The sequence below is a fragment of the Streptomyces sp. AP-93 genome (genome assembly GCF_022808175.1).
GTDB lineage: Bacteria > Actinomycetota > Actinomycetes > Streptomycetales > Streptomycetaceae > Streptomyces.
In genome coordinates this window covers 100,578-126,006 of record NZ_JALGBX010000020.1, presented here as the reverse complement: position 1 = coordinate 126,006, position 25,429 = coordinate 100,578, and the positions used below count along the sequence as shown (strand labels likewise).

24 protein-coding genes, 1 tRNA gene and 1 pseudogene are annotated in these 25,429 nt (G+C 70.8%); 6 read left to right on the top strand and 20 right to left on the bottom strand.

All coding sequences use genetic code 11. The features are described 5' to 3' along the window. Nucleotides 1-4 precede the first annotated feature (4 nt). From MTF69_RS29280 to MTF69_RS29260, 5 genes are all read right to left on the bottom strand, one after another. Nucleotides 5-550, bottom strand: a complete 546-nt coding sequence (locus MTF69_RS29280; protein ID WP_243339172.1) for a hypothetical protein — start codon at nucleotides 548-550, stop codon at nucleotides 5-7. Then, nucleotides 547-1,995 carry a HAMP domain-containing sensor histidine kinase gene (locus tag MTF69_RS29275; protein WP_243339171.1) on the bottom strand — a complete coding sequence of 483 codons (1,449 nt, stop codon included), beginning with the start codon at nucleotides 1,993-1,995 and terminating at the stop codon, nucleotides 547-549. The genes MTF69_RS29280 and MTF69_RS29275 overlap by 4 nt, the downstream gene beginning before the upstream one ends. Before the next feature lie 9 nt (nucleotides 1,996-2,004). Continuing rightward, nucleotides 2,005-2,688 carry a response regulator transcription factor gene (locus tag MTF69_RS29270; RefSeq protein WP_243339170.1) on the bottom strand — a complete coding sequence of 228 codons (684 nt, stop codon included), beginning with the start codon at nucleotides 2,686-2,688 and terminating at the stop codon, nucleotides 2,005-2,007. Nucleotides 2,689-2,778: 90 nt separating this feature from the next. Further along, entirely contained in the window at nucleotides 2,779-4,620 is a 1,842-nt protein-coding gene (murJ, locus tag MTF69_RS29265; protein ID WP_374324219.1) for a murein biosynthesis integral membrane protein MurJ, read from the bottom strand. Then, nucleotides 4,566-5,741, bottom strand: a complete 1,176-nt coding sequence (locus MTF69_RS29260; RefSeq protein ID WP_243339169.1) for a peptidoglycan bridge formation glycyltransferase FemA/FemB family protein — start codon at nucleotides 5,739-5,741, stop codon at nucleotides 4,566-4,568. Before MTF69_RS29260 ends, murJ begins: the two co-directional genes overlap by 55 nt. 217 nt (nucleotides 5,742-5,958) lie before the next feature. On the opposite strand from MTF69_RS29260, the gene MTF69_RS29255 reads away from it, so the two are divergent. Both MTF69_RS29255 and MTF69_RS29250 read left to right on the top strand, forming a co-directional pair. Beyond that, nucleotides 5,959-7,170, top strand: coding sequence for an Ig-like domain-containing protein (locus MTF69_RS29255; RefSeq protein WP_243339168.1), 1,212 nt, complete (start codon nucleotides 5,959-5,961; stop codon nucleotides 7,168-7,170). A gap of 151 nt (nucleotides 7,171-7,321) precedes the next feature. Then, nucleotides 7,322-8,929, top strand: a complete 1,608-nt coding sequence (locus tag MTF69_RS29250) for a CocE/NonD family hydrolase (protein ID WP_243339167.1) — start codon at nucleotides 7,322-7,324, stop codon at nucleotides 8,927-8,929. A gap of 52 nt (nucleotides 8,930-8,981) precedes the next feature. On the opposite strand, the pseudogene MTF69_RS29245 reads toward MTF69_RS29250, so the two are convergent. The 5 genes and pseudogenes from MTF69_RS29245 to MTF69_RS29225 form a co-directional block, all read right to left on the bottom strand. After that, nucleotides 8,982-9,125 (bottom strand): annotated as a pseudogene (locus tag MTF69_RS29245) (amino acid ABC transporter permease); the annotation flags it as partial. 32 nt (nucleotides 9,126-9,157) lie between these two features. After that, nucleotides 9,158-10,384, bottom strand: coding sequence for a transposase (locus tag MTF69_RS29240; protein WP_243339166.1), 1,227 nt, complete (start codon nucleotides 10,382-10,384; stop codon nucleotides 9,158-9,160). Between the two features lie 50 nt (nucleotides 10,385-10,434). Further along, on the bottom strand, nucleotides 10,435-11,346 hold the full coding sequence (locus MTF69_RS29235) for a glutamate ABC transporter substrate-binding protein (protein WP_243339165.1): 912 nt from the start codon (nucleotides 11,344-11,346) through the stop codon (nucleotides 10,435-10,437). A gap of 11 nt (nucleotides 11,347-11,357) precedes the next feature. Next, nucleotides 11,358-12,101, bottom strand: a complete 744-nt coding sequence (locus MTF69_RS29230) for an amino acid ABC transporter ATP-binding protein (RefSeq protein WP_243339164.1) — start codon at nucleotides 12,099-12,101, stop codon at nucleotides 11,358-11,360. A 126-nt stretch (nucleotides 12,102-12,227) separates the two neighbouring features. Beyond that, nucleotides 12,228-12,668, bottom strand: a complete 441-nt coding sequence (locus MTF69_RS29225; protein WP_243339163.1) for a DUF6278 family protein — start codon at nucleotides 12,666-12,668, stop codon at nucleotides 12,228-12,230. A 175-nt stretch (nucleotides 12,669-12,843) separates the two neighbouring features. Here MTF69_RS29225 and MTF69_RS29220 point away from each other — a divergent pair, with 175 nt between their 5' ends. Continuing rightward, nucleotides 12,844-13,692: a DUF3626 domain-containing protein gene (locus MTF69_RS29220; protein WP_243339240.1), complete on the top strand. Its 849-nt coding sequence runs from the start codon at nucleotides 12,844-12,846 to the stop codon at nucleotides 13,690-13,692. 37 nt (nucleotides 13,693-13,729) lie between these two features. On the opposite strand, the gene MTF69_RS29215 is transcribed toward MTF69_RS29220, so the two are convergent. The 4 genes from MTF69_RS29215 to MTF69_RS29200 form a co-directional block, all read right to left on the bottom strand. Then, nucleotides 13,730-14,509, bottom strand: coding sequence for an exodeoxyribonuclease III (locus tag MTF69_RS29215; RefSeq protein ID WP_243339162.1), 780 nt, complete (start codon nucleotides 14,507-14,509; stop codon nucleotides 13,730-13,732). A gap of 30 nt (nucleotides 14,510-14,539) precedes the next feature. After that, on the bottom strand, nucleotides 14,540-15,172 hold the full coding sequence (locus MTF69_RS29210; protein ID WP_243339161.1) for an MBL fold metallo-hydrolase: 633 nt from the start codon (nucleotides 15,170-15,172) through the stop codon (nucleotides 14,540-14,542). Nucleotides 15,173-15,214: 42 nt separating this feature from the next. Next, nucleotides 15,215-15,289, bottom strand: a tRNA-Trp gene (locus tag MTF69_RS29205). Nucleotides 15,290-15,335: 46 nt separating this feature from the next. Continuing rightward, on the bottom strand, nucleotides 15,336-15,926 hold the full coding sequence (locus MTF69_RS29200; protein ID WP_243339160.1) for a hypothetical protein: 591 nt from the start codon (nucleotides 15,924-15,926) through the stop codon (nucleotides 15,336-15,338). A 144-nt stretch (nucleotides 15,927-16,070) separates the two neighbouring features. Here MTF69_RS29200 and MTF69_RS29195 point away from each other — a divergent pair, with 144 nt between their 5' ends. Then, nucleotides 16,071-17,276, top strand: coding sequence for a transposase (locus MTF69_RS29195; RefSeq protein WP_243339159.1), 1,206 nt, complete (start codon nucleotides 16,071-16,073; stop codon nucleotides 17,274-17,276). Nucleotides 17,277-17,310: 34 nt separating this feature from the next. Here the strand turns inward: MTF69_RS29195 and MTF69_RS29190 are convergent, their stop codons facing one another. The 4 genes from MTF69_RS29190 to MTF69_RS29175 are packed head-to-tail and all read right to left on the bottom strand — an operon-like array spanning nucleotide 17,311 to nucleotide 21,452. After that, the gene (locus MTF69_RS29190; RefSeq protein WP_243339158.1) at nucleotides 17,311-18,477 is read right to left on the bottom strand and encodes an ROK family glucokinase; all 1,167 of its coding nucleotides are present in this window, start codon (nucleotides 18,475-18,477) and stop codon (nucleotides 17,311-17,313) included. 16 nt (nucleotides 18,478-18,493) lie between these two features. After that, nucleotides 18,494-19,432: an ATP-binding cassette domain-containing protein gene (locus tag MTF69_RS29185; protein ID WP_243339157.1), complete on the bottom strand. Its 939-nt coding sequence runs from the start codon at nucleotides 19,430-19,432 to the stop codon at nucleotides 18,494-18,496. Continuing rightward, a complete protein-coding gene (locus MTF69_RS29180; RefSeq protein WP_243339156.1) occupies nucleotides 19,402-20,463 on the bottom strand; it encodes an ABC transporter permease in 1,062 nt (353 codons plus the stop codon). The genes MTF69_RS29185 and MTF69_RS29180 overlap by 31 nt, the downstream gene beginning before the upstream one ends. Next, a complete protein-coding gene (locus MTF69_RS29175; protein WP_243339155.1) occupies nucleotides 20,460-21,452 on the bottom strand; it encodes a sugar ABC transporter substrate-binding protein in 993 nt (330 codons plus the stop codon). The genes MTF69_RS29180 and MTF69_RS29175 overlap by 4 nt, the downstream gene beginning before the upstream one ends. A 236-nt stretch (nucleotides 21,453-21,688) precedes the next feature. Here MTF69_RS29175 and MTF69_RS29170 point away from each other — a divergent pair, with 236 nt between their 5' ends. Beyond that, on the top strand, nucleotides 21,689-22,693 hold the full coding sequence (locus MTF69_RS29170; protein ID WP_243339154.1) for a Gfo/Idh/MocA family oxidoreductase: 1,005 nt from the start codon (nucleotides 21,689-21,691) through the stop codon (nucleotides 22,691-22,693). 126 nt (nucleotides 22,694-22,819) lie between these two features. On the opposite strand, the gene MTF69_RS29165 is transcribed toward MTF69_RS29170, so the two are convergent. Continuing rightward, nucleotides 22,820-23,740: a DMT family transporter gene (locus MTF69_RS29165; protein WP_243339153.1), complete on the bottom strand. Its 921-nt coding sequence runs from the start codon at nucleotides 23,738-23,740 to the stop codon at nucleotides 22,820-22,822. Between the two features lie 164 nt (nucleotides 23,741-23,904). Then, a complete protein-coding gene (locus tag MTF69_RS29160) occupies nucleotides 23,905-24,519 on the bottom strand; it encodes a dihydrofolate reductase family protein (protein WP_243339152.1) in 615 nt (204 codons plus the stop codon). A gap of 170 nt (nucleotides 24,520-24,689) precedes the next feature. Here MTF69_RS29160 and MTF69_RS29155 point away from each other — a divergent pair, with 170 nt between their 5' ends. Beyond that, nucleotides 24,690-25,424 carry a 3-oxoacyl-ACP reductase family protein gene (locus MTF69_RS29155; RefSeq protein WP_243339151.1) on the top strand — a complete coding sequence of 245 codons (735 nt, stop codon included), beginning with the start codon at nucleotides 24,690-24,692 and terminating at the stop codon, nucleotides 25,422-25,424. The last annotated feature ends 5 nt before the right edge of the window (nucleotides 25,425-25,429 follow it).

The following is a 25,429-nucleotide window of genomic DNA, read 5'->3' as shown; positions in this document are numbered from 1 at the left end:
GGGCTCAGCGCTCCGGCCTGACCTCGCACACGGCGCTCTGCTCCTTGCCGTCGGAGCCGACGAGGAGGATCTCGGGGGCCGGCCTGACGCTCACCGCCGCCAGCGCCGTGCACGCCAGTTGGCGGCGGGCCGGTCCGGACAGCGGCTCGACCGGGAGCGGCAGGATCACGCGGACGGTGTTGCCGACCGCGGCCGCCTCGACCGGTCCGCGGGCCAGGCCCTTGGCTTTGGCATCCGGAGAAATGGCGTCCGCCGCCGGGACCTCGGTGGTCAGACCGGCCTCCCGGGCGGCCTCGCTCGGGCCCTCCAGCAGCATCCCGATCGTGAAGCCGATGTCCGGCCGCTGCATCCGGTCGGAGACCGGCACCGGGACGAGCGCGCCGTCGGGCGCGATGAAGTACACAAGGCCCGGGTCCGGCGCGGTGGCCAGTTTCACGGTCCCGGCGCGGCCGCTCTCGACGACCCCGGTGGTGGCGATGCCGCAGCCGGTGGCGAGCAGCAGCGGGACGGTCAGCGCGGCCGCGGCCGCTGCCCTGCGCACGCGGGTCATACGCGGGCCTCCAGCGGCATGTCGAGGGTGAAGAGCGCGCCGCCGCCGGGGCCGTTGGCGGCGTGCAGGGTGCCGCCGTGCAGGCGGACGTTCTCCAGGGTGATGGCCAGGCCCAGACCGCTGCCCGTGGAGCGGGTGCGGGCCGCGTCGGCCTTGAAGAAGCGGTCGAAGATGTGCGGCAGCACCTCGGGGGCGATGCCGGGCCCGCTGTCGGCGACCTCGACGAGCAGCCGCTCGCCCTCGGGCCGGGTCTCGGTGCGGACGCCGACGCGGACCGGGGCCCCGCCGTGCTTGAGGGCGTTGCCCACGAGGTTGGCGAGGACCACGTCGAAGCGGCGCGGGTCGAGCCGGGCGCGGACGTCCGGGGGCAGGTCGGTGCTGACCCGCCCGTCGGTCCAGTGGCGGCGTTCCAGGGTCTTGGTGACGGTCTCGGCGACGTCGACCTCGTCGAGGTTCAGCTCGGCGGCGCGGGCGTCGAAGCGGGAGATCTCCATGAGGTCCTCGACGAGCACCGCGAGCTTCCCGGTCTCGGCGCTGATCAGGCGCAGCGCCTTGGCGGTGTCGGCGTCGAGCTCCTCGGCGCCCTCGTCGAGGACCTCGGTGACGGCGAGCATCCCGGCGAGCGGGGTGCGCAGTTCGTGGGAGACGTCGGCGGCGAAGCGGCGGGCGCGGGCCTCGGCCTCCCGGAGTTCGCTGACCGAATGCTCGAGGGCGCGGGCCGTCTCGTTGAAGGTGCGGGCGAGTCCGGCGAGTTCGTCGGCTCCGCGGACCTCGATCCGGGTGTCGAGCCGGCCGCGGCCCAGCCGCTGGGCGGCCTTGCGCATGTCCCGTACGGGCCTCAGGACGCTGCGCGCCGCGAGCAGGGCGGGGATCACGGAGATCGCCAGGCCCGGGACGGCGCCCATTCTGGCGGCCGCGACCAGGGCCTCCACGGTGGTCTGCTCGGTGTCCAGGGGCACGACCGCGTAGAAGACGGCGCCGGTGGACTCGTCGACCTCGTGGAACGTGAAGACGGCGGGCATGCCGACGACGAGGGAGAGGTTGCCGTTACGGTCCTTCGTGCGCTGGAAGGCCCCGTGCGGATGGGCGGTCACCTGGCGGCGGAGCTGTTCCCCGATGGAGGGGGAGGTGGGCGCGCCGCCCTGGTTCGAGGAGGCGCGGAGCTTTCCGTACTCCCCGTAGACGATCCAGGGGTGCGGCTGGCCGCGCTTGCCCAGTTCCGCGACGAGCCGCTGGAGTTCCGCCTGCCCCATGGGCAGTTGGGTGTACTGGGAGTCGACCAGGTCGCGCAGGGTGCTGACGGCGGTGTCCTGGCTCTGCTTGAGGATCGCGTTGCGGGCCTGCTGGTAGGTGAGCGCGGCCGTGCTCACCGCGCAGATGGCGGCGACCAGCAGGAAGGCGGCGATCAGGCGGGTGCGCAGGCCCAGCGGTGCGAAACGTTTCATGCGCGCCGCTTACAGCGGGCCGAAGCGGTAGCCGAAGCCGCGCACGGTCTGTATGTAGCGGGGGGCGCCGTCGGGGTCCTCGATCTTGTGGCGCAGTCGGCGTACGCAGGCGTCCACCAGCCGGGCGTCGGCGTGGTAGCTGTGGTCCCACACGTATTCCAGGAGCTGCTGGCGGGAGAAGACCTGCTCGGGCGAGGCCGACAGGTGCAGCAGGAGCTTGATCTCGCTGGGGGCCAGGGGGAGGCGCTCGCCGTTCTTGGCGACGGTGAGACCGGAGCGGTCGACGGCCAGCTCTCCGTGGAACTCCACGTCGGGGCGGCCGCCCGCGGGCTCGCTGAGGCGGCGCAGCACGGCCTTGATGCGGGCTTCGATGACCTCGGTGCGGGCGGGTTTGACGATGTAGTCGTCGGCTCCGGCCTCCAGGCCGACGACTATGTCGAAGTCGTCCCCGCGCGCGGTGAGCATGATGATCGGTACCTGGCTGTTCTCGCGGATCCGGCGGCAGACCTGGACGCCGTTGATGCCGGGCAGCATGAGGTCGAGCAGGACGAGCTCGGGGTGGAAGCTCGCCATGAGTTCGAGTCCGGCCTCGCCGGTCTCGGCGGCGCTCACGTCGTGGCCCCTGCGGCGCAGGCCGAGGCCCACGCCCTCCCTGATGGAAGGGTCGTCCTCGATCAGCAGTACGCGTGGCATCGGGTCAGTATTCCAGGGTCGTCGATCGGTCCCCTCCCGCTTTCGGCCGATATGGGCGTCCGGCAGCGGGTCCGGCCGGGACGGCAGGTCCTACGACAGGTCCTGGCGGCCGGTCTTGCGTCGTACGGAGTCCAGCAGGTCGGTGATCTCCGTGAGCCGCAGGGGGCGGGCGAGGAGTAGGACGACGAGGACGATCGCCGCGGTTCCCGCCGCGACCCCGGCGAAGTTCCCGAGGGGCCCTTCGATGTTCGCGAACCGCTCGACGGAGCGCGCGGCCGCGTACCCGGCGGCGGCCGCCGGGGTGCAGGCGGCGAGGAGCCGCAGGTGGGTCCGTACGGCGGTGTTCTTGCGCTGTGTACGGGTCCCCGTGCGCGGCCCGAGCCGCCGGGACAGGACGTACGCGGTGCCGGCCGCGCCCGCGGTGAAGGCGATCGAGCAGGCCGCGGCCATGCCGGTGACGGCCCAGCGCGGCGGCAGCAGCTGGTACGCGGCGACCGAGAGCCCGGCGTTGAGGGCGGCGATGGAGAGGTTGAGGAAGAAGGGGGTCCGGGTGTCGGAGAGGGCGTAGAAGCCGCGGGAGAGCACGTACTGCGCGGAGTAGGCGATCAGGCCGGGTGCGAAGGCCGCGAGCATGCCGGCCATGACGGCGACGTCGGCGGGGCCGGTGCGCCCGTACTCGAAGACGCTGCCGATCACCCAGGGGGCGAGGGCGGCGAAGAGCGCGGCGGCGGGGACGACCAGGGCCGCGCTGGAACGCAGCGCGTAGGAGACGTCCTTGCGCACGGCCGCGAGGTCGCCGTCGGCTGCGGCGGAGCTCATCCGGGGCATGAGGGCGGTGACGAGGGAGACGGTGATGATGCCCTGCGGGACCATCCACAGCAGGTAGGCGTTGCTGTAGGCGGTGTAGCCGGCGCCGCCCGCGAGGCCTGCGGCGACGGCGTGCTCCCCGGTGGCGGTGGAGAGGCGGGTGACGACCCAGTAGGCGATCTGGTTGGTCAGGACGAGCAGGACGAGCCAGCCCGCGCTCCGCAGCGGGCGGGCCAGTCCGCTGCCGCGCCAGTCGAAGCGGGGGCGCCAGCGGAAGCGGGCGGCGCGCAGCGAGGGGATCAGGCCGAGGGCCTGGACGACGATGCCCGCGGTGGTGCCGATGCCCAGCAGCCGGGTCTCGGAGGCGCTCAGGCCGTCCGTCGCGCCGTGGGAGACGTACAGGAAGAGCCCGAACACGGCGATGACGACGAGGTTGTTGAGGACCGGGGTCCACATCATCGCGCCGAATCGGCCGCGGGCGTTCAGCACCTGCCCGAGCAGGGTGAACAGCCCGTAGAAGAGGATCTGCGGGAGGCAGTAGCGGGCCAGGGCCACGGTGGTGGACTCCTGGCCGCCGCTGTAGCCGGTGTACGCCGAGACGATGAGCGGGGCGGCCAGGACGGCGGTGGCGGTGAGGACCAGCAGCGCGGCCGTGCAGACGGTGAGCAGCCGGTCGGTGTAGGCGGCTCCGCCGTCCTCGTGCTCCTTGGCGGCGCGGACCAGCTCGGGGACGAAGACCGCGTTGAGGGCGCCGCCGATGAGCAGGATGTACAGGATGTTCGGGACGGTGTTGGCGACCGCGTAGCCGTCGCCGAGCAGGGTGGTGCCCAGCGCGGCGACGATCACGGAGGAGCGGACGAAGCCGGTGGCGCGGGAGACGATCGAGCCGGCGGCCATGAGCGCGCCGCTGCGCAGCACCGAGGTCTTCTTCGGTGCTGCGCGGTCGGTGCGGGGCCCTGTCGCGGCCGCGGCGGCGGTGTCCTGGGCGGCCGGGGTCGCGGTGTCCTGCGCGGCCCCGGCGGCGGTGTCCTGGGCGGCCGGGGTGCCGGCCGCTCTGGGGTCTGCGAGGGTCACCGGCGGGCCATGTACGCCTGGAACGCCTTGTAGAGGGCCGTGTTGGCGCATCCGTCCATGGAGGTCTCCCACTCGCCGAGGGTTTCGACGACCTGTCCGCCGGTGCCGAGCTTCCAGCGCAGCAGCCCGAAGGAGCGTTCGTCGGGGTCGAGGGTGGAGGGTACCCCGCGCATGTCGTATTCGTCCGCTCCGAGTGCATGTGCGTCACACATCATGCGCCACTGCAGGGCGTTGCTGGGGCGGACCTCCCGGCGGTGGTCGGCGGAGGCGCCGGTCTGGTACCAGACCCGGCTGCCGGCCACGATCATGGTGTGCGCGGCGAGGATCTCGCCCTGGTGAACGCCCAGGTAGAGGCGCATGCGGCCGGGCGCCTCGGCGTTCAGGACCTCGTACTGCTGCTGGTAGTACGCCAGCGAGCGGCCGAGCCTGAAGCCGTCGCGCTCCTCGGTGACGCGCAGCAGCCGGTAGAACTCGGGGAGCTCCGAGGCCGCGGCGACGACCGTCTCGACCCCCGCCTTCGTGGCCTTGCGCACATTGCGCCGCCACTCCTGGTTCAGGCCCGACCACAGGTCGTCGACGGAGCGGCCGGCGAGCGGTACGCGAAAGACGTGGCGCGGCTGGGCGTCGCCGTCGTCCTCGCCGCCGCAGCGCTTCCAGCCGCGGGTGCGCAGCCGGTCGGCGAGCGCGGCTCCGACCGGGTCCACCTCGGTGGCGAGCACGTCGGAGATCTGCCGGCCGGGTCCGGTGCCCGCCTTGGCGGTGGCCGCGTCCCAGCGGCGGTAGGCGGGGGTGGGCCCGATGCGCACGGCGAAGGCGCCGGAGGCCTTGAGGTGGTTCTTCAGGGGGGTCAGCCAGCGGTCGATGTCGGGGTCGGCCCAGTCGGCGACGGGTCCCTCGGGGAGGTAGGCGAAGTATTTGCGGGTGCCCGGGAACTGACGGTAGAGAACGAGCCCGGCGCCCTCCATTTCACCTCCGGGGTAGTGCCACCCGACCCTTTCCGATCGCCAAAGGTCCTTTACGCCGCCCCATGACGGGTACTGGAGAAAGCTGGCCCGCCCGTGCTCCGAAAGGAATGCCTGATATTCCGGAACGGACAGCGAGCGCACGGTGAGCTCCCTGTCCGGGCTTCGGGTCCGGTGCTGCTGAGTCGGAGTCACGAGCAGTGCGCACATGGCTGACCGGCCTTCCTGTACGTCCGAATCGGTGGATGCACAGGACTCTCACAGCTGTCCATGACGGCAGTGCGCGGCGATTGTGACCGGACGATGACCGTATTGCTGCGGTCCATGTCACATCGGAAATCCTGATCTTTTCCGCATCTCCTGCAACCTAGAGTTGTTCCGTTCGCATCTTCTCTTGTGGACGATCATTACTTCGGAGGGGTTTTCGTTGAGCCGCACACGCCGGGTCTTCTCTGTACGCAGCCGCACCGCCGTGGCGGCCGGCACCGCATTGCTGGCCGCTTCGCTGGCCGCCTGCGGGGGCGGCGCCGCTTCGGGCGGCGCGGCCAAGGCGGAGGTGAAGCAGAAGCCGGACATGGCGGTCTCGGTGAACCTCACCGGTGACCAGGTCACGGCGGGGAAGCCGGTGACCGTGACGATCGCCGAGGGCAAGCTCGCCGCGGTGAAGGTGACGGACGCCAAGGGCGGCGAACTGGCCGGGCAGATATCCGCCGACGGCAAGACCTGGACCTCGCAGGGCAACGCCCTGCCCTCGGCCGACTACAAGGTCGAGGCCCAGAACACGGACAGCCAGAGCGCCACGACGACGTTCAAGACCTCGGCCCCCGACAAGGTGAACAAGGTCTCGATCAACATCCCCAAGGGCAGCACCGTGGGCGTGGCCATGCCGGTCTCGATCGTCTTCGACAACCCGGTCAAGGACAAGGCCGCGGTCGAGAAGCAGCTGAAGGTCACCACCTCGAACAGCACCGAGGGTTCCTGGGGCTGGATCACGGACTACTCGGGCAAGGACCGGGTGGACTGGCGCCCCAAGGAGTACTGGAAGTCCGGCACCGACGTGAAGGTCCAGATGAACCTGAACGGCGTCGACTCCGGCCCCGGCGGCGGGATGTTCGTCAAGGACTACGTCACCGAGTTCAAGATAGGCAAGGACCGCCAGGTGAAGGTGGACCTCGACACGAAGAAGATGACGGTCTCCGAGAACGGCCAGGCCGTCGCCGCCGTCCCGGTCTCGGCGGGCACGCCCGGCGGCAAGAAGGCTTCCTGGGACGGGAAGATGGTGATGATGGCCAAGGAGGGCACCATCCGGATGGACTCCCAGACGGTGGGCCTGGGCGACTCCTACGACAAGATGGTCGACTACTCGATCCGGCTGACCTGGTCGGGCATGTACGCGCACGCCGCCCCGTGGAACACCGCCAACTTCGGCCGCGCCAACACCAGTTCCGGCTGCGTGGGCATGTCGGACGAGAACGCCAAGGCGTTCTTCGCGGCGTCCCAGGCCGGTGACCCCTTCGAGGTCGTGGGGCAGGGCTCCAAGGGCAATCCGGACGTCGGCAACGGCTACGGCGAGTGGAACCTCAGCTGGGCGCAGTGGCAGGCCAGGAGCGCCGCGGCCGGAACCCCGCAGGTCGGCTGAGCACGGCGGGGCGACACCCCCCTCCTTTTTGTGAAGTTGACCATCATTCAATCGTTACCGGCACGTAACTTACTCACGGGTTACTTCCGGTAAGCCCCTCCCGTTACCGTCGGGTCACTTTGACACCCCCGGCACACGCGAGGAGCGATCGATGGTCCGTACCGTCCGCACCACCAGCACCGCGACTGCCATGGCAGCCGTACTGGCAGCAGCCGCCCTGGGCCTGGCCCCCCATCAGGCCCAGGCGGCTCCCGCCCGTACGACCACCGCCGTCTCGGAAGCCTCGGCGTCGTCAGCGGAGCTCACCTTCCACGACATCCCCGGCTCCGGCGGCATCACCCTCAAGGGCAACGTCTTCACCCCGGCGGGCGCCGGGGCCGGCGCGAAATACCCGCTGATCGTCCTCCCGACCAGTTGGGGCATGCCGCAGATCGAATACATCGCCCAGGCCAAGAAGCTCGCCGACTCCGGTTACGTGGTGGTCAGTTACACCTCCCGCGGCTTCTGGCTCTCCGGCGGCGAGATCGAAACCGCCGGCCCGGCGGACATCGCCGACGTCTCCGCCGTCATCGACTGGGCGCTCGCGAACACCCCGGCCGACGCCGCGCACATCGGCACCGGCGGAGTCTCGTACGGCGCGGGCATCAGCCTGCTCGCCTCCGCGAGCGATCCGCGCATCAAGGCCGTGGTCGCGCTCAGCGGCTGGGCCGATCTCATCGAGTCCATCTACTCCGGCCGCACCCAGCACCTCCAGGCGGCCGCCCTGCTCGGCGGCGCCGGCTTCCTCACCGGACGCCCCGGACCCGAACTCCGGCAGATCCTCGGCGACTTCCTCGGCTCGAAGCTGGACCGGGAACCGCAGATGATCGAGTGGGGCAAGAAGCGCTCCGCCGCCGAGAAGGTGGACGCGATCAACGCCAACGGCGCCGCGATCATGCTCGGCAACGCCTGGGGCGACACCATCTTCCCGCCCAACCAGTACGCGAAGTTCTTCGAGAAGCTCACCGGCCCCAAGCGCCTGGAGTTCCGCCCGGGCGACCACGCCACCGCCGAGCTCACCGGGCTCCTCGGACTGCCCAACGACACCTGGACCAACGCCCACCGCTGGTTCGACCGCTACCTCAAGGGCGCCGCCAACGGGGTCGACACCGAGGCCCCGGTACAGATCAAGCCCCGCAGCGACGGCGGGTACGAGGGCTACGCCGACTGGAAGTCGGTCGGCGACGGCGGCACCGAGAAGCTGATGCTCTCCGACAGCGAGCACCTCTTCACCGGAATCGACTCGGGCGCCAACGGCGGGATCGTCATGCTCTCCAGCCTGCTCGACCAGATCGCCCAGGCCCCGCCCACCACCTCCATCCCGCTGCTCCCCCGCGCCTTCGCCGCCGTCTGGCAGTCCCCGCGGTACGCGCAGGAGCGCCGCGTCCGCGGCACGGTCAGACTGCACACCACCGTCACGCCCTCGAAGTCCGACGGCACCTTCGTCGCGTACCTCTACGACGTGGGCCCGCTCGGCATCGGCAAGCTCATCAGCAACGCCCCGTACACCTTCCACGGGAAGCCGGCCGGCCAGTCCTTCGGCGTGGACCTGGAGCTCTTCTCCACCGCCTACGACGTCCCGGCGGGGCACCGCCTCGCGGTCGTCGTCGACACCGTCGACCCGCTGTACATCGAGCACAACCCGACCGGCGGGCAGCTGACCTTCTCCTCGCCGCGCACCGATCCCTCGTACGTCTCGGTGCCGCTGCGCGAGCAGTGATCCCCGGCTGCTGCCGGGCCGGGTGTGGCTCTCGGGGTTTCGGTCCTGCGGGTCAGATCCGGCCCGGCAGCACCGTTGTCGCCGGATCGTCCGGACCGATCTCGATGTCCACCGCCTTCGTCTTGAGGCTGCGGCGCTCGCGCCGGGCCACCCAGGTGGCGAACCAGGACAGGAGCATGCACATCCCGATTTGAAGTGCTCTCCCGACTGCAGCCGGGAGATTCCCGCTTACCTTGCGGCAGCGGGCTTGACGCGCTTGGCACGCCTGACGACTGCCCTCCCGGCAGCCGGGACGAGCGCGAGGCCCATCCGGTACAAGTGCAAGACGTTGCGGGCCGCATTGTGGTCGGCGTTGCCCGACCAGCCGCAGTCCAGGTTCTTGCACACGAACACGGCCTGGGATTCGCGGCTCCCGGGCGTGGTCAAGCCGCACGCGGAGCAGCGCTGGGAGGTGCCGGGGGCCGGGACCTTGGCCAGGGTGCCGCCGTGCCGGGCGGTCTTGTACGCCAGCATGGCGACCGTCCGGCCCCACGCCTCCCCGCTGATCGAGCGGTTCAGCCCGGACTTCTGGGCGACGTTCCGTCCCGGCTCTTCGATGGTTCCCTTGGCAGACTTGACCATGTTCGCGATGGTGAGTGCTTCGACCACGACCGTGCCGTACGTGCTGGCGATGGCGGTGGTCGTCTGGTGCTGCCAGTCCAGGGCTCTGCGTTTGGCTTTCGCGCGGAGTCCTGCGATCTGGTCGTAGGTGTGGTGCAGCCGACCGCTGGTGCGCTCGCCGGGCTTGCGGTGCGCCTTGCGCTGCGCGGCGCGCTGCTCCAGACGCAGGAGCTTCGCCTGCTCCTTGGCGGTCAGCCACTCACCGTGCTCGTAGGTCTCGCCGTCTGAGAGGGCGATGGGCACGGTGACGCCCACGTCGATCCCGGCGTCCGGCCCCCGGTGGGGCCCGGGGCTGACCTCCAGGGTCTGGACGCGGAAGGCGATGTGCCAGCCGAGCGCGTCCTTGATCAACCGGGCCCCGGTGATCCGGTTCTCCGCGTTGGCATGCTTACCCACGGGCAGGCCCTTGGTCCAGCGGAAGCGGACCCGACCCACCTTTGGAAGACTGGCCATGCCCCAGTGGCGGTGCACGCGGGTGATGTTCAGATCCCGGCCTTGTGGGACGTCTACGGACATCACCGTGCGGATTCGGCCCTTGAATTTCGGGGCGGCGGCGCGGCCGCCCCAGCAGTTCTTCCACGCCTGGACGTACGTCTTCAGCACGGCCTGTGCGGCCTGCGCGGGAAGAACAGCAAGAAAGTCGATGTCCTCGCGGGCCTGGCGAACGGCGGCATCCGCGTTCGCGAGAGTCCGTTTTTCCTTCGGCATCATCCGCCACCAGGCGTGCAGCAGGTTCCACATCGTGCGGGCCGCGTGTGCCTGACCATCAGCCTTCAGTACCTCGGCACGCGACATTGAAAGACGGGCGCGGTGCCCGAACTGCCGCTTTACCAGGGCGCCTTGACTCACAGTTGGAAACCTAGCACTGGCTGGTGTCGCCACGTTGGAACCCTCGCCCCGATGTGCGAACCGGTCGTCATGTTGGCCGCAACCTGCGCGTTCACTTGGTTTTCGGCACCAAGTACCGACGGAAAGCGTTCGCCGATGCCGTAGGGCTCCTCGGAGAAGGGCTTGCCGACCACCTTGAGCTCCTCGGGGACCTTGGCCGCGTAGCCGAGGAGGATGGAGTCGTCGGTGGAGACGGCGTCGACCTGGTAGGTCAGCAGGTTGTCGACGCAGACCGAGTACGTGTCGTAGGCGACGAGGACGGCCCGCGGGAACTCCTTCTGGAGCCGCTGGTAGGGGGTGGAGCCGGCGGCCGAGCAGACCTTCTTGCCGTCGAGGTCCTCGGGGCCCTTGATCTCCGTCTCCCCCTTCCGCACGAGCAGGGACTGCCCGGCGAGGAAGTAGGGGCCCGCGAAGCCGACCTGCTTCTTGCGGTTGTCGTTGATCGTGTAGGTGCCGACGTAGTAGTCGATCTGGCCGTTCTGCAGGGCGGTCTCGCGGTTGGCGGAGGCGATGGTCTTGAACTCCACGGTCTTGGGGTCGAAGCCGAGCGAGGCGGACATCATCTTGGCGATCTCGATGTCGAAGCCGGAGTAGCGGCCGCTCGCGGGGTCCTTCTCCCCCATGTACGGCTGGTCCTCCTTGGCGCCGACCACGAGGTGGCCGCGCCGCTTGGCCTTCTCCCAGGTCGGGGAGTCCGGCAGCTGGAAGCCGGTCGCCACCTGGTAGACGGGCAGGTCCTCGGGCTGCGGGCCCTTGACCGGCGGGCTGCCGGACTTGCCGCAGCCGGCGAGGGCGCCCAGCAGGACGAGCGTGGCGGCGAGGGCGGGCAGGGCCCGGGCGCGCGGGGCTTTCGTCGGAAGCTGTCTCATAGGGCCGCCCCTCAGTGCTTGAGGATCTTGGAGAGGAAGTCCTTGGCCCGGTCGCTCTCGGGGGCGGTGAAGAAGGCCTCCGGGGTCCGGTCCTCGACGATCTTCCCGTCGGCCATGAACACGACGCGGTTGGCGGCGGAGCGGGCGAAGCCCATCTCGTGGGTGACCACGACCATGGTCATGCCCTCCGCGGCGAGCTGCTGCATGACCTCCAGCACCTCGTTGATCATCTCCGGGTCGAGCGCGGACGTGGGCTCGTCGAAGAGGAGGGCCTTGGGGTTCATGGCGAGCGCGCGGGCGATGGCCACGCGCTGCTGCTGGCCGCCGGAGAGCTGGGCGGGGAACTTCTCGGCCTGGTTCGCGAGGCCGACCCGCTCCAGCAGCTCGCGGGAGCGCTTGTCCGCCTCTTCCTTCTTGCGCTTCCTGACCTTGATCTGGGCGAGGGAGACGTTGGCGAGGACCGTCCTGTGCGCGAAGAGGTTGAAGGACTGGAAGACCATCCCCACGTCCGCCCGGAGTGCGGCGAGCTCCTTGCCCTCGGCCGGCAGCGGCTTGCCGTCGAGCGTGATCGTGCCCGACTCGATGGTCTCCAGTCGGTTGACCGCCCGGCACAGGGTCGATTTCCCGGAGCCGGAGGGGCCGATGACCACCACCACCTCCCCGCGGGCGACGGTGAGGTTGATGTCCTGGAGGACGTGCAGTTGTCCGAAGTGCTTGTTGACGTCCCGCAGCTCGATCAACGGATCGACGGCCATACGCTGCCCTGCCCACTTGTCGGTGTGTCGAGGTCAGCGCAAACTATCCAGCCGTGGAAGGGCACTTCACCGCGACACGCCTAAAAGCCACATAAAGGCCCGCGAGGTCAGCCTTCCGTGGCCATCTCAGCCTTCCGAGGCTTCGGCGTAGGCCTGGCTGAGCTCGGGGGATCCCGTCATCGCCCAGGACACCCCCGACTCGACCACGTTCAGCTCGCGGCCCGAGGCCAGCCGGATCATCGGCTGCCCGTTGGGCCACACCTGCCAGGCGGCGCCCGGAACGGAGCGGACGATCACCGTCCCGAGGTAGAAGCCCGCGTCATTGCCGAGCCACGGGGTGATCTCCGGATCCCGGCGCCAGCGCGGCATCAGCTGGTCGATCTCCTCCAACGAGCGCGGGCTCTCGTCGAGTTCGAGCCCGGCCGAGCGCGCGTGGGCGCGCAGCATCTCGCATTCCGCGAACATCTCGTTGATGCCCTCGGGATCGTCCGCGAGGGCCGCGGCGAGTCCCGCACCCGGTTCCGTTTCGTGTCGGTTGATCCAGTTGGCCAGGAAAGGGATGTTCATGGGGCCAGCCTGACACCCGGATCCGCGACCGGCCATAGGACGCGCCTGAGGATCACAGGCCGTGGGGACAATCCGCCGGGACATCCGCCGGGACATCCGCGGGGGCAATCCGCGGGGCAAATCCGCGGGCACAATCCGGGTGCGCCGGATGATCACCGTCGGAGAGACTGCCGAGATGAACCCCAAAGCCCCGGCCACCCCTCGGGAACGGGCCCTTCACCACGTCACCGGGCTGTCGTCCGGCGATCCCGTGGATCCGGCCCTGCGCGTGACCCTCAACTTCCACCCGGACCGGCAGGTGCGGGGCAGGCCGATCCTGGACGCCCTGGCACGGGAGGGTACCTACAGCTCACAGTTCGTCACGGGCGTGAGCAACGGCGGTCTGACCGCCCACCCCGGCGGTGACCGGTGGCGCTGGGAGAGCAGGATCTTCGCCAAGGCCTACGACGAGGCACCCGCCCACGAGCGGCCGGTCTACGGGGCCCTGAACTTCCGCCGCAAGCCGGCCGGCGGTGCACCGCGCTTCGGGTCCGCCCACTTCAGGCTGACCGCCGGGTCGCTGGAACGGACCACGTTCTGCTATCCCGACAGCTTCCTCGAACCCTCGGACTTCGGTGTCGCGGCCCGCATGCCGCTGATCGCACTGGCCGAGGCCGACGACCAGGACGACCTGGACGACTACGTCGAGGCCCAGGTGCACGGACCGGTCGAGCTGGACCGTGACGTGGAGGCGCTGGTCCTGGACCCGTGTTACCGCGGCACGGCGGTGGAGGCCGCGGCTCTTCGCCTGCCCTGTCCGCTGGAGTGGCACGGCGGGTTCGAACTCTCCGTCGGGGAGCTGCGGCTGCACCCCGACTACCGCGGACAGGAGTACGTGGACCTGGGCGCGGCCATCGCGGCCGGCGGCCGGCTCGATCCCCGGATCATCGGGGAGGCCCTGCTCGCCGGCCTCGACGACGAGCAGGCCCTCAAGAGGGTGTGGCACTGCCTCGCACGCTTCGGGGCTCCCGCCGGGCGGGGGTAGACCGGCGGGAGCCCCGGCAAGATCCGAAAGAGACGGCCTAGACCTCCAGGTCGACGACCACCGGTGCGTGGTCGGAGGCGCCCTTGCCCTTGCGCTCCTCGCGGTCCACGTAGGAGTCGGTGACGGCCTTGGCGAAGGCCGCGTTCCCGTAGACCAGGTCGATCCGCATGCCCCTGTTCTTGGGGAAGGCCAGCATCCGGTAGTCCCAGAAGGTGTACGGCCGGTCGTACTTGAGCGCGCGCGGGAAGACGTCGGAGAGCCCGGCGGTCCGCAGCGCCTCCAGGGCGGCCCGCTCGGCCGGGGTGACGTGGGTGAGGCCCTCGAAGACCGCCGGGTCGTACACGTCCTCGTCGGTCGGGGCCACATTGAAGTCACCGAGCACCGCGAACGGGCGCTCCCCCGCCGCGTCCTCGGCGACGGCGGCGGACAGGGACCGGAACCAGTCCAGCTTGTATCCGTAGTGGTCGTGCTCGACCTCGCGCCCGTTGGGCACGTACACCGACCAGACGCGCACGCCGCCGCAGGTGGCGGAGATGGCGCGCGGCTCCTGGACCCCCTCGTAGTCGGGCCCGTCGGGCAGCCCCACGACCACGTCCTCCAGGCCCACCTTGGAGAGCAGGGCCACGCCGTTCCACCGGCCGGTGGCGTTGACGGCCGACTCGTAGCCCAGCGCGCGCAGCTCCTCGTACGGGAACTGCTCCGCGGAGCACTTGGTCTCCTGGATGCACACGACATCCGTGCCGGAGCTCTCCAGCCAGGCCAGCAGGCGCGGCAGCCGGGCGGTGATCGAGTTGACGTTGAACGTGGCGATACGCATGCCGTCCAACCTACCGCCCGGCACCGACAGTCACAGGTCGGCGGTGTCCCCGGCGGTGAGTCGGGTGTGCGGGGAGCCGCCGAGGGCGTCCAGGGCCTTGTCGTAGATCGGGCGGGCGATGTCCGCGAGGTAGGCGTCGTGGATGTCGATGGCCACGCGCGGCTTGACCGCGCGGACGTAGTCGACGACCTCGCCGATCTTGTTCCACGGGGCGTGCACCGGGAGCATCAGCGTGTCCACGGGGGCGTCCGGCACGGTCAGCGCGTCCCCGGGGTGGAAGAGCGAGCCGTCGACCAGGTAGCCGACGTTGGTGACCCGCGGCATGTCCGGATGGATCACGGCGTGCAGCTCGCCGTGCACCTGGACGTCGAAGCCGGCCGCGGTGAAGGTGTCCCCGTGGCCCACGGTGTGGACGCGGCCCGGATAGGCGGGGGCGAGCTTCTCCGCGACGCTGCGCAGGGTCCACAGCCCCGCCGCCGGGTTCGCGTCGAGGGCGGCGCGCAGCCGGCCCTCCTCGAAGTGGTCGGGGTGCTCGTGGGTGACGAGCAGGGCGTCGGCGCCGAGGCCGGCGTCCGCTTCGCTGAAGGCGCCCGGGTCGATGACGAGCACGAGCCCGTCCTTCTCCAGCTGGACGCAGGAGTGCAGCCGCTTGGTGAGTTTCATGATCGAAGGCTAGCGGCGCGGCGGGCCCGGCAGGTGGGAAGGCGGAGCCGGCCGGATTCGAACCGGCGTCCTCGCGATGTTGGAGACCGCGCGCGACGACCTCTGCGCTACGGCTCCGCCCCCGGCAGCACTCCATCCGCGGGGGAGCAGCGCGCGGCGCCGTCTACGGGACCGTCGTGGAGACCACGTACACCTTGGCGACGCGGGGGTCCGTGAGGTCGACGGTGATGTCCCGGGTGGGCCGCGGGTCGTCCGCTTCGAGGGTGGTGCCGACCCACTGGTTCTCGGGCGTCCAGGTCCAGCCGGCGACGGAGGTGTCGTGCTCGGAGATCGACGGCCCGGGGGTCAGCGCCTCGCGGCTGGTGCCGACGGAGGACAGGAAGGCGTCCAGGTCGCCCGGGACCACCGCGAACTGCGTGTACAGCCGGCTGGTGCGCCAGTTGTTGGTCTCCAGGAATCCGACGCGCCAGGCCTTCGGCGGGATCGGCACCTCGTAGATGCTGCGCTGCACCCTGGACGGCCAGCCGGCGCGCACCGTGGCGGCGCCGACCTTGGAGGCCTTGTCGCGGCCGCTCTGGCGGCTCTGCTGGGCGGAGACCGCGAGGTAGCCCGCCGGGACGCCGACCAGCAGCAGGATGATGATCGCGGTGATCCAGCGGCGCCGCACCACGTGCTTGCGGTCCTCGGCGGGGACCGGCGGGCCGGGCCGCTCGTCGGGGGAAGGTGCCTGGCGGGGCAGGGAGGGCGGGGTCACTGGATCTCTTCCGGGGTGCCCCGGGCTTCAGCCAGGGGAGGAACGGGTCCTGCCATCCTAGGCGCGGAGTGTCGGCGTTCTCTTCGCATCTGTCGTGACCTGCGATTTCTGGCGTTGTCAGTGGGTGCGGTTAAGTTGACCCGCATGGCGGAGGCACCTGAGGAGACGGAAGAGACCGGGCACGCCCGGTTCACCTACCGGCTTCGCGTGTCCTCTGCGGCCCGGACCAAGTTGTCGGGTGAGTGGGACCGGTGCCGGTGGATCTGGAACGAATGCTGCGCGCGGTCGAAGAAGGCCCACGCCGAGGACGAGAAGTGCGGTCCGGCGCGACTGGACCACATGCTGACGCAAGCTCGCAGCCGTAACGCCTGGTTGCGTAACGGCAGCAGTGTTCCGCAGCAGCAGTTGGTACGGGACTTCGGGAAGTCCCGCGCCAAGGCCTTGAAGGACATCAAGGCCCGGTTGCCGATGCGGCAGCGGGCCGGGATGCCCAAGTACAAGAAGAAGGACAAGGCCGACCCGAGCCTCAACTACACCCGGCGCGGTTTCCGGATCAAGGACGGTCGTCTGCACCTCGCGGGCGGCATCGTGCTGACCGTGGTCTGGTCCCGCGCACTCCCGGCGGACCCGTCGTCGGTACGGATCTACCGCGACAGCCTCGGGCACTGGTACGCCTCCTTCGTCATCCCTGCCGAGGTGCAGCCGCTCCCGGAGACGGGTGTGGTGATCGGGATCGACTGGGGTGTGAGGGAGACCGCGACCACCACCAGTGACGCCCATGACCTCCCGCACACCGGGCTCGGCAAGAAGGCGGCCGCCGGGCTCGCCCACTATCAGCGGATGATGGCCCGCCGGAAACCGGCGAAGGGTAAGCCCGGCTCCAGGGGCTACCGCGCCGCGAAGAAGCTGACGGCGAAGCTCCACAAGAAGGTGGCCCGCCAGCGCCAGGACACCGGCCGCAAGTGGGCCAAGTCCGTGGTCCGGGACCACGATGCCCTCGCCGTCGAGGACTTCCGGCCGAAGTTCCTCGCCAAGTCCACCATGGCCCGCAAGGCAGCCGACGCGGCGATCTCCGCCACCAAGACGGCGCTGATCGAGATGGGCCGCAAGCACGGGCGCATCGTGCACCTTGTCCACCCCGCGCACAGCACCATGGACTGTGCGCAGTGCGGAGCGAGAACCAAGCACGCACTACCTCTCTCAGAACGTACCTACACCTGCACCGTGTGCGGAGCCGTGTCCCCCAGGGACAAGAACTCCGCCCGCGTCATGCTGGTCCGGGCTGGTCTCAACCCGGCTGGTGCCGATCGTGTAAGACCTGACAGCCCGCCGGGCCGTCAGGCTGCGTGAGCCAGGAATCCCCGCCCTTCAGGGCGGCGAGGATTCAATGCTGTTCCTGGTCCTCGGGGGGGCCGGTGGCGGTGTCGCGCCGGCCGAACTGCGCGTAGCGCTCGTACCGCTCGACGCGCCGGCGCGTGGCGCGGCGGAAGCGGCGGGCGACGAGCCGGGAGAGGTCGGCGGCGCCGACCATGCCGGCCTCGGGGCCGAGCTGGGCCTTGGCGATGCGGGCCTCGGGGCGGTAGCCGCGGCCGGTGAGGTGGCGGCGGAAGGCGTCGCGGGCGGGGCCGATCAGCAGGTCGTCGGCGGCGCTGACGCCGCCGCCGATGACGAAGCAGGAGGGGTCGAGGGCGGCCGCGAGGTTGGCGATGCCGACGCCGAGCCACTGGCCGATGTCCTGGAGCAGCTCGACGCACATGGCGTCGCCCTCGCGGGCCAGCTCGGTGATGAGCGGTCCGGTGATCTCGTGGACGTTGCCGCCGACCCGGGCGATGAGGTTGTAGGCGACCGGGGAGTCGGCGGCGGCCAGCTCGCGGGCCTCGCGGACCAGGGCGTTGCCGGAGCTGTACTGCTCCCAGCAGCCGCGGTTGCCGCAGGGGCAGCGGTGGCCTCCGGGGACCACCTGCATGTGGCCGAACTCGCCCGCGACCCCGTAGCGGCCGCGCTTGACCTGGCCGCCTTCGAGGATGGCCCCGCCGATCCCGGTGCCCAGGGTGATCATGACGAGGTGGTCCTCGCCGCGGCCGGCGCCGAAGCGCCACTCGGCCCAGGCGGCGGTGTTGGCATCGTTGTCCACCATAACCGGGACCGCGAGCCGGGACTGGAGCGCGTCGCGCAGCGGTTCGTCGCGCCAGGCCAGGTGCGGGGCGAACAGGACCCGGGAGCGGTCGGCGTCGACCCAGCCGGCGGCGCCGATGCCCACGGCGTGCACGTCGTGCCGGTCGGAGAGGTCGAGGACCAGCTCGACGATGGTGTCCTCGACCACCTTGGGGCTCTTGGACTTGTCCGGGGTCTCGGTCCGGATCTTCTCCAGGATGACCCCGTCGGCGTCGACGACCCCGGCCATCACCTTGGTGCCGCCGATGTCGATGCCGACGGTCGGAACGCGCGGTGCGGTCAGGTGCGATCTGCGCTCACGGGTCCCGATGGTCCGCAGGACGGTGCCTCGCGCCGCCCCCCGGTGGGCGAGCGTGAAGTCCCGGTACGTGCTCATCGAGTCGTGTCGTCCCTCATGGTGCGGCGGGGCCCGGAGGGGGGCCGGATGCCTGGTCGGATGGAGTGGCCGGTGGGAAGGCGGATGCGCTGTCAGGTCCTGATTCTGCCACTCGCTCCAGTTCGTGGCTCAGTTCGTCGAGCTCGGAGCCGCCCGCCATCTGCCGGGTGAGCTCGTCCAGAGTGATCGAGTCGCGAGTGTGGCTGCCCGCCATGGTGCCGCGCTTGAGCAGCACGAACCGGTCCCCGACCAGGTGGGCGTGGTGGGGATTGTGTGTGATCAGGACCACGCCGAGGCCTGCGTCACGGGCCGCGGCCACGTATTTGAGGACCACCCCGGACTGTTTGACCCCGAGGGCGGCCGTGGGCTCGTCGAGTACGAGGACCTTCGCGCCGAAGTGGACGGCGCGGGCGATGGCGACGCACTGCCGCTCACCGCCGGACAGGGTGCCGATGGGCTGGTCCACGTCCCGCAGGTCGATGCCCATGCGCAGCAGTTCGGCGCGGGTGGTTGCGCGCATGAGTTCCACGTCGAGGCGGCGGAAGGGGCCGCGGCCCTTGGTGGGCTCGGAGCCGAGGAAGAAGTTGCGCCAGACGGGCATGAGCGGGACCACGGCGAGGTCCTGGTAGACGGTGGCGATGCCGCGGTCGAGGGCGGCGCGCGGGTTGGCGAGCACGGTCTCCTCGCCCTCGATCTCGAAGGTGCCGGCGTCGTGCCGGTGCAGCCCCGCGATGATCTTGATGAGGGTGGACTTGCCGGCGCCGTTGTCGCCGAGGACGCAGGTGATCTCGCCGGCCGAGACCTCCAGGGAGACGTCCTGGAGGGCGCGGATGTTGCCGTAGTACTTGCTGACCTCGGTCAGCTTCACCAGGGCGGGTGCGGAGAGCTCCGGGGATGCTGCTCCGGTTTCGGGCTCGGTCGTCTTCACTTCGCCTCCGCCCGCTTGCGGACCCATGCGTTGAGCAGCGTGGCCAGCAGCAGCATCGCGCCGAGGAAGAACTTGAACCAGTCCGGGTTCCACTGGGCGTACACGATGCCGTTGCTGGTCATGCCGAAGATGAAGGCGCCCACGGCGGAGCCGATGGCCGAGCCGTAGCCGCCGGTCATCAGGCAGCCGCCGATGACGGCCGCGATGATGTAGAGGAACTCGTTGCCCACGCCCTCGCCCGACTGGACCACGTCGAACGAGAAGAGGATGTGCTGCCCGGAGATCCAGGCGCACAGCGCGACGCCCATGTACAGGCCGATACGGGTCTTCACGACCGGCACGCCGGTCGCGCGGGCCGCGTCCGCGCCGCCGCCGACGGCGAAGATCCAGTTCCCGGCGCGGGTGCGCAGCAGGATCCAGGTGGCCACGGCGACCAGGAGCAGCCACCACAGGATGGTGACCTTGAGGGTGACCGAGCCGAAGGTCCACTGCGAGGCGAAGAGCGCACGGGCGGAGGAGAAGCCCTCCATGTCGGCGATGGTCTTGGTGGAGACCGAGCCGCTGATCAGCTTGGTGAAGCCGAGGTTCAGGCCGGTCAGCATCAGGAAGGTGCCGAGCGTGATGATGAAGCTGGGCAGTTTCGTGCGGGTCAGCATGAACCCGTTGAAGAACCCGATCCCCAGGGTGACCAGCAGCGATACGAGGACGCCCACCCAGACGTTGGCGGTCATCTGGTAGCTGAGCATCGAGCTGAGCAGCGCCGAGGTGGTGACCATGACCCCGGCGGACAGGTCGAACTCGCCGCCGATCATGAGCAGGGCCACCGGTACGGCCATGATGCCGATGGTGGAGGCCGAGTACAGGATCGTGCTCAGGCTGGAGGCCCGCAGGAAGCTGTCGGCGGCGAAGGAGAAGAAGACGAAGACGGCCGCCGCGCCGACCACCGCGCCGAGCTCGGGCCGGCCGAGCAGGCGGCGCAGCAGCGAGGTGGGCGCGAGCCGCTCGTCGCGCGGGGCGGGGGCGGGGGCGGGGGCCGGGGTCCGGGTGGTGGTGGTCATCGGCTGCCCCGGTTGATGAACTTCTCCAGGGTGGTGGCCTCGGCCCCCGTGACGATCTGCGGTCCGGTGAGCACCGGCCGGCCGCCGCCGAGCACGTCCGCGTTGTAGCGGTAGAGCCAGAGCAGGTCGACGGCCTCGTACCCCTGGAGGTAGGGCTGCTGGTCGACGGCGAATCCGAGGGCGCCGGACTTCAGGTCGCGGGCGACGGAGGCGTTCAGGTCGAAGGTGTCGACCTCGGCCTTGCTGCCCGCCGCGTCCTTGGCCTTGACGGCCGTGGGGGCGAAGGGCGCGCCGAGCGTGACGATCGCGTCGACGGAGGGGTCGGCCTGGAGCTTGGCCTGGAGGGCGGCCTGCACGGACGGCATGTTGGTGCCCTCGACGTACAGGTTCTCCATGGTCCCGCCGGACTCGCCGAAGGTCTTCTTCGCTCCGGCGCAGCGCTGCTCGTGGCCCACGTTGCCCTGCTCGTGCAGGACGCAGACGGCCTTCTTGCGGCCGCGCTTGCCCAGCTCGGTGCCGACCGCCTCGCCGGCGATCTCCTCGTCCTGGCCGATGTGGGTGAGCGCCCCGTACTCGGCGGACTGGGCGGATCCGGAGTTGACCGTGATCACCGGGATGCCGGCCTTGACGGCCTTGGCCAGGACGTCCTTGAGCGCCTCGGGCTTGGCCAGGGAGACGATCAGCCCGTCGACCTTCTGGTCGATGGCGTTCTGGACGAACTGGGCCTGCTGCTGCGCCTGGTCGTCGTGGGCGTAGACGAAGTTGATGTTGTCCTTCGCCGCGGCCTCCTTGGCGCCCTTCTGCACGATGTCCCAGAAGGTGTCGCCGTCTCCCGCGTGGGTGACCATCGCGAAGGTCCAGCGCGGGGTGGAAACGGCCGGCCGGCCCGCCGCCTCGGCCTTCGCGCGGTCCTCGGCGCGCTTGCCGCCCGTACTGCTGCAGCCCACGAGGGAGGTGGCACCCAGTACCGCCGCGAGCACCGCGCCCACGAGGCGTACCCCTGTCCGAACCCTAGCCACGTCTGCCCGTGCCTTTCGCTTGTCGGGCCGTTCCGCGAGCGCTGTCCCGCCGCGGTACCCGGTCGCCGAAACGGTCATTTGTTTCAAGCCGCAGCCGCCCAGTATCCGTCACAGTGCACCATGCAAGGTCATCGGGGCCATTGCGGACCGTGCCGGACACAGCGGGACAGATTGACAGCTCCCCCGGACGGGGTCACGTTGAGTGCATGCGCATCGGGCTGATCGGAACGGGCCGGATCGGTTCCTTCCACGCGTCCGCACTGGCCCGCCAGGCGGACGCGAGCTCGCTCCTGCTCGCCGACGCCGACCCCGCGCGGGCGGCGCGGCTCGCCGACCGGCTCGGGGCCACCGCCGCGCCCACCGTCGAGCAGATCTTCACCTGGGGCGTGGACGCGCTGGTGGTGTCCTGCGCGACCGAGGGGCACGCGGACCTCGTCGTACGGGCCGTCCGCGGCGGGCTGCCGGTGTTCTGCGAGAAGCCGGTCGCCCCGGACCTGGACCGCACCCTGGCGGTGCTGCGCGAGGTGGCCTCGGCCGGCGGGGTGCTCCAGCTCGGCTTCATGCGCCGCTTCGACGCGGGCTACACGACGGCGCGCGAGCTGGTCCGCTCCGGAGCCCTGGGCCGGCTGCACACCGTACGGACCACGACCGCGGATCCCTCGCCGCCGGGCGCGGAGTACCTGCGGACCTCGGGCGGGCTGTACCGGGACTGCCTGGTGCACGACTTCGACATGGTCCGCTGGGTGACCGGGCGCGAGGTGAGCGAGGTGTACGCGACGGGGTCGGACGCGGGGCCGGCGGCATTCCGGGAGGCGGGTGACATCGACACGGCGTCCGCCGTCCTCACCCTGGACGACGGGACGCTGGTCTCCAGTACCGGTACGCGGTGCAATGGCGCCGGGTACGACGTACGGATGGAGCTGGCCGGGGAGCTGGACCAGGTCTCCACCGGGCTGGACGACCGTACGCCGATCGCCTCGACCGAACCGCAGGGACCGCCCCCGGCGACCAAGCCCTGGCCGGGCTTCCTGGAACGCTTCGCTCCCGCATACGAGGCCGAGCTGGCGGCCTTCGTCCGGCTGGTGCGCGGCGAGGGGCCCAATCCGTGCGACGGCGTCGAGGCGCTCGCCGCGTTCCGGGTGGCGGAGGCCTGCGAGCTCTCGCGGCGGGAGCGGCGCCCGGTCGCGCTGGCGGAGCTCGCCGGTCTCTGAGGTCCGCGCGGAGCGGGGATACGGATCCTCGTTGAAGCCTTCGACGATCGTACTGAGGTCCAGAACCGTCATGTGGTCACCCTAGACCGGGGGTTGATCCCACCCGAGCGGCTTTGGGCCATTCGCTCAGCCGGCCGCGCGCCGTCCCCAGGCGGTACCCGCGAGCACCAGCGCGACCCCCGCGAAACCGGCCGCGCCGAGCCGCTCGCCGCCGATGGCGATGCCCGCCGCCGCGGCCCACAGGGGTTCGGTGCCGAGCAGCAGGCTGACGCGGGAGGGCGAGGTGCGGCGGACGGCCCACATCTGCACGAAGAAGGCGAACAGGGTGCAGAAGACGGAGAGGAAGGCGAGCCCGGCCCACTCGGCCGCGCCGAAGTCGGCGGCGGCCGCCCAGGGGCTCGCGCCGGTGCCGGGCAGCAGGGCCAGTACGGCGAACACGGCGACCGCGGTGCCGAGCTGGACGGTGGTCAGGGAGAGCGAGTCCGCCTCCTGCACGGCCTTGATCCGGGCCATGAGCAGCACGTGCACCGTCCGCGCGAGCGCGGCGCCGAGGATGAGGAGGTCTCCGAGGCTCGGGGTGGTGAAGCCCGCCCCCTGGGTGAGCAGGACGACTCCGCTGACGGAGACGGCCGCGGCGCCGAGGAAGGCGGGCGAGGGGGCCCGGCGGCGGACGGCGGACTCGGCGAGCGGGGTGAAGATCATGGTCAGGCTGATGATGAGCCCGGCGTTGGTGGCGGAGGTGTGGACGACCCCGTAGGTCTCCAGCAGGAAGATGCCGCCGAGTACGAGTCCCAGCACTCCGGCGCCGCGCAGTTGGGCGGGGGTGAGCGCGCGCAGCCGGCGGCGGCCGGCGACGGCGAGGACGGGCAGGACCAGCGCGAAGCGCAGGACGAGCACCGCGATCACGGTGTGCGTGGTGGTGACGCCCTTGGCCGCGAGGTAGCTGCCGCCCCAGACGACGGCGACGAGCAGGACCGGCAGGTCGGCGAGCCAGGCCCTGCGGGGCGCGGCGGCGGGAGCGGGGGCGGGGGCGGCGATGGTGGACACCGGTTCTCCAACGGCAGAAGGCAGGTGGAGACTTCGGCGGCTCGCACGGGGGGAGAGCCCAAGCTACCCGAGCATGATCGGCCGGTCGAGCCTTTTGATCCCCGGGCCGCACCGCCCGCCCGCAAGCCCGCAGGCCCGAAAGCCCGCAGGCCAGGGGTCCGGTGTCAGCCGAAGGTGCCGAACGCGGCGCGCCCCGTCGGCCGGTAGGTGTGGATGGCTGTGCCGGCCGAGGTAGTGCGGGAGCCGGTCAGTTCAAAGGCCGTCGGCAGCCCGCCCGTCGGGAAGAGCCGCCGTCCGCCGCCCAGGAAGACGGGGAAGACCAGTAGGTTCAGCTCGTCCACCAGGTCCCGCGCCAGCAGCCACTGCGCGAGCGCGCCGCTGCCGTGCACTTGCAGCTCCCCCTCGATCGCGTCCTTGATCCGTACGACCTCGCTCTGCAGCTGCTCCCCGTCGATCACGGTGGAGGGGCCCCACTCCGGCTCCTTGAGCGTGGTCGAGGCCACGTACTTCGGGAGCCGGTTGAGCTTGCTCGCGACCGGGTCGGCGGGGTCGTCGTGCTGCGGCCAGTACGAGGCGAAGATCTCGTAGGTCCGGCGCCCGAGCAGGAAGGCCTCGGCCCGGTCGAAGACCTCGGTGACGAACTCCCCCATGCCCTCGTCGGCGAAGGGCACGAGCCACCCGCCGTACGCGAACCCGCCACTGGGGTCCTCGTCCGGCCCCCCGGGCGCCTGCATCACACCGTCGAGGGTCAGGAAGGTGGTGAGGGTCAGCTTTCCCATGGTTCTGCGCTCCTTGGCTCCGGTACGTCGACTGTCACGGGTTCAGACTCCCGGGCCGCCGCGGACTCATCGGTCCGGCGCGCGCGAACGCGATGTCCGTTTCCTGCCAGCGCCGTTGATCTGCGGGCGATTTCATTGAACTCGCAACCAACCGACGCGGGAGGAACACCATGAACGGCAACGCAGTGGCCCTGGTGACAGGTGGCAGCAGGGGAATCGGCGCGGCGGCCGCGCTGCGGCTGGCACAGGACGGAGCCGACGTCGCGATCACCTACGTCAGCGACGCCGCCGCGGCCGCCGAGGTGGTCGGCAAGATCGAGGCGCTCGGCCGGCGCGGCCTCGCCCTGCGTGCCGACTCGGGGGACGCCGAGCGGGCCGCCGGCGCGGTGGCGGAGGCCGTACGGGGCCTGGGGCGGCTCGACGTCCTGGTGAACAACGCGGGGGTGGGCGTGCTCGGCCCGCTGGAGGAGCTCGCCCTCGCGGACATCGACCGGCTCCTCTCCGTCAACGTACGGGGCACCTTCCTGGTCTCCCGGGCGGCGGCCGGAGTGCTGGGCCGGGGCGGGCGGATCATCACCATCGGCAGTTGCATCGCGCAGCGGGTCCCCGGTCCGGGCGCGACGCTGTACGCGATGAGCAAGGCCGCCCTGCGCGGTCTGACCAAGGCCCTCGCCCGGGAACTCGGCGAGCGCGGGATCACCGCGAACCTGGTCCACCCGGGCCCGGTGGACACGGACATGAACCCGGCCGGCGGCCCCCACGCCGCCCCGCAGGCGGCCATGACGGCCCTGGGCCGCTTCGGCACCCCTGAGGAGGTGGCCGCCATGGTGTCCTTCCTGGCGGGCCCGGACTCCGCGTACGTCACGGGCGCCGAGTTCTCGGTGGACGGCGGCCACGCGGCGTAGGCCGT